The organism is Synergistaceae bacterium (assembly GCA_017450125.1).
Lineage (GTDB): Bacteria > Synergistota > Synergistia > Synergistales > Aminobacteriaceae > JAFUXM01.
The window spans coordinates 1-3447 of sequence record JAFSWZ010000036.1 but is presented as its reverse complement, the minus strand read 5'-3'; the positions used below and the strand labels follow the sequence as shown (position 1 = coordinate 3447).

Sequence of the window (3447 nt, the reverse complement as noted above, 5' to 3'; positions counted from 1 at the left end):
GACGCTGTCCTCAACAGGAGGATTCATTTTGCTCTGGCGTTCAGGGTCAGGAGCATTGAGGGTTCCGCCCGCACGTGCAGTGTTTCCGCCGATCATCTCGTTCTTCTCGAGAATGATGACTGTTGCGCCGTTCTCGAGGGCTTCCGTCGCCGCAGCAAAACCTGCTCCGCCAGCACCTACGATGATTACGTCGGCCTCCATCTCAATGGGAGCATCCTTCTTCTCGGGATAGGCAATCTTGCGCGCCTCGAGGACTGATGCGGTTATGCCTGTCTGCTTGACGCACTCACGCACCGCCGCCATGAACGCACCGCTGGTTACGGTAGCTCCGCTGATGGCATCACACGCCAGCGACTGATTGCTGAGTATCTCCTTCGTCAGAATCTCAATCGCGGAAATTCCGATGCCGGGGGATTCTACGTCCTTCGTCTCAATCGAGAGTATCTCCTTCTCCGAGAACGTCATAGTTACCGTGAGAGGGCCGTTGTGGCCGGTAACCGTCGCTGTGTATGTTCCGGGCTTGAAGGTCTCGACGGCTTCGGCAGTTTTCCCTGATGCCTGAGCTATGCATGAGTCGACGGCTTCCTTGAGCGCGTTTGATGACATTGTTGCGCCGGTCATGCCGTCAACCTTCGTGCTCTGTGCCTCAAGAATTGCGGGAATCACTTTCGGGAAAGCCTGAGGGCCGAAGGGCTGGTCATCGTGATTGAGAATCTCTATGCTGGTGATTTTCTCCGCGTCGAACGTTACCTGAACCTCTACGGGTACTGCCGGGTTGAAGCCTGTTGCTTTTGCCGTGTACGTTCCGGGAGTATAAGCGAACGCCGACGCACACACTGCCAGAACGAGAACGAGTGCTAATGCTGCTTTCTTCATGTGTATACCTCCTTAAAGTAAGCCCCCCGCTATGTTTTGGGGCACAGCAGGGGGGGGAAAGTCCTAACGCTGAATACTACTGAGCAGGTGCAGGAGCTGGAGCATCAACTACCGCAGATGCCTCCGCCTCAGCCTGTGAGAGACGAGCCGCCGCCGCAAGACTGTCCACAAGAATATTGCCTAGTCCGTTGGTGGCCTTGTCTATCCTCGTGTACAGGTCCTTCACTCCCTGAATGTCAAGCACATCACTGAAGAATGAGTTATCGTACTCTATCATCTTCATGTTGCCCTTGATGAGGATTTCCTTGTTGCTCCTGTCGATTTCTTCGAGCTTCGGGCGCATCTCTGCAAGTGCCTCGCTCACTGCCTTATCCAGCACTGCCTTGTGCTCCGGCGAAAGAGCATCGTAGAGCTTCTTGTTCATGCAGATCTGGTTGCAGTACAGAATGTGATTCGTGCACGCAAGGTAATTCTGTACTTCCTCGAAGTGTGCGCCCACGCAGGTATCCGCCGCGTTCTCCTGAGCGTTGACCGTGCCCTGCTGCAACGAGATGTACAGCTCCGCCCACGCAAGAGGTGTAGGCTCTGCTCCGATTGCCGTCCAGAAGTCCATGTGGTTCTTGTTCTCCATCGTCCTGATCTGAAGGCCTTTGAAGTCGCTCAGAGTCTGAAGGTCTCTGTTGGCTGTCGCGAGCCTGTACGTCGCGTTCTGCATGAAGCCTAGAAGGTGAAGCCCTGCTTTCTCGTAGGCCTCTGACATCTTCTGATGGAACGTCGAGTCTCCGTTGAGCACCTTATCGATTGTGTCGCCGTCGTAACGTGCAAACACCATCGGCAGGTCAAACACTGCAACTTCAGGAATGAACGACACAACCGGCGCAGTCTGGCAGAGCATTATTGCAATGTAGCCCTTCTGTGCCTGGCGGAGAAGGTCAGCGTCGCCGCCAAGCTCTCCGTTGGGGAAGTAGTCGATTACGAGTCCGGCATTAGCTGCCTTCACTTTTTCCTGTACGAGCTGAACGAAAACCTGACCAGCCGCACCCTTAGCTGTCGTGTCGGCGGTAACAAGCCACAATTCATCGAACTCTGACGCGCCGAATGCACACGACGAGAGCGCAAGTACACACACTAACAGGGCAATGATAAACTTCTTCATGATTTACCCCTCCTAATACACAAGCCACGTGCTGATTGCAGGAACGTACACAATCAGAGCAAGCGAAAGCAGGAACGCAACGATGAACGGGAAAGCTCTCTTTGCAACGGCCATAGGCTGATCCTGAGAGATATTGCCCGCGACGAACAGGTCAAGACCGAACGGAGGCGTAGCAAGTCCGATTGACAGGCAGCACACCAGAACAACGCCGAAATGTACTTCATCAACGCCGAGCATCTTAACCGCAGGCAGAAGGACAGGGGCAAGGATGATGATTGCCGGGCCGGTGTCCATAATCATACCCAGAATCAGGAATATGATTGTGCATACGGAAAGCACTGATACAGAGCTGTGGAAGTTGTTGACGATGAAATCCTGTACCGCTGAGGTTGCGTGTGTGAGTGATAACACTCTGCCGAACGCCGTAGCGAATGCCAGAACGAACGCAAGTCCGCCGTAAGTCTTTACACTGCTGACGAGGAACGCGGGCAGTGCCGAGAACTTGATGCTGCGCTCAATGAACAGGCACACGATGATTGCATAGAACACGGAGACGACTGCTGCTTCTGTCGGCGTGAAGAACCCTGTGTAGATACCGCCGAGAATGATTACCGGGCACATTAACGCCCAGAAAGAATCCTTGAACAGCGGCCAGAAACCGTCCTTGCTTATCTCGTCGAGACGTGCTTTAGTCTTCGCGTCAATCTCGGCTTTGTTCTCGCGGTTGGTTGCGCAGTAGAACACTGCATAGGCCATCAGGAACAGACCGATTAATATTCCGGGAAATACTCCGCCCAAGAACAGCTTGCCGGTTGAAACGCCCGTAGCCAGCGAGTAGAGCACGAAGGGGATTGACGGCGGGATGATAACTCCCAGACCTCCGGCGACCGCGATAAGTCCTGCCGCCCAAGTCTTGTTGTAGCCCAAGTCAACCATGAAGGGGATGCACATTGCGCCGACTGCCGCAGTTGTTGCGGGGCCTGAGCCGGAGATTGCTCCATAGAACAAGCAGGTTAAGACGACTGCGCAGGGAACTCCGCCCGTAATCCTTCCCACAAAGTAGGAGAAGAAGTTAAAGAGCTTTTTGGAGATGCCGCCTTCAGCCATGATAACGCCGCCGAGAATGAACAGGGGCACGGCCAGGATAGGCGTAGAGTTTGCGCCGGATAAAGTGTTGTCGATGACCTGAGGGATAACTCCGCCGCGTGCCATCAGAAGGATGGGAGCGACTGAACCCAGAATCATACTGACTCCGATTGGTATCGAGAGAATAATTGCTACAAGGAATACAACGAATACTAATAACGCTGCCATTGGTTACTTCGCCCCCTCTGCTGACTTTGCTGCTTCAAGTTCGGCCTGAGCGTCTAACTGCGTCTGCTCAAGAGTGGTAAGCTCCTTCTCGTTGAACTTCG

The 3447-nt window shown here is 54.0% G+C and carries 3 protein-coding genes; all 3 read right to left on the bottom strand.

Annotation, left to right across the window (positions count from 1 at the left end; translation table 11 throughout):
- The coding region (locus IJT02_08570) for an FAD-dependent oxidoreductase (protein ID MBQ7544980.1) at positions 1-876 on the bottom strand (876 nt) is incomplete at its 3' end.
- Between the two features lie 76 nt (positions 877-952).
- On the bottom strand, positions 953-2032 hold the full coding sequence (locus tag IJT02_08565) for a TRAP transporter substrate-binding protein (protein MBQ7544979.1): 1080 nt from the start codon (positions 2030-2032) through the stop codon (positions 953-955).
- Between the two features lie 12 nt (positions 2033-2044).
- Entirely contained in the window at positions 2045-3346 is a 1302-nt protein-coding gene (locus tag IJT02_08560) for a TRAP transporter large permease (protein MBQ7544978.1), read from the bottom strand.
- Positions 3347-3447: the final 101 nt, after the last annotated feature.

Bases quoted from the DNA above. Each gene is read 5' to 3' on its own strand.
- IJT02_08565 (MBQ7544979.1), bottom strand. From the start codon at position 2,032: ATGAAGAAGTTTATCATTGCCCTGTTAGTGTGTGTACTTGCGCTCTCG.
- IJT02_08560 (MBQ7544978.1), bottom strand. From the start codon at position 3,346: ATGGCAGCGTTATTAGTATTCGTTGTATTCCTTGTAGCAATTATTCTC.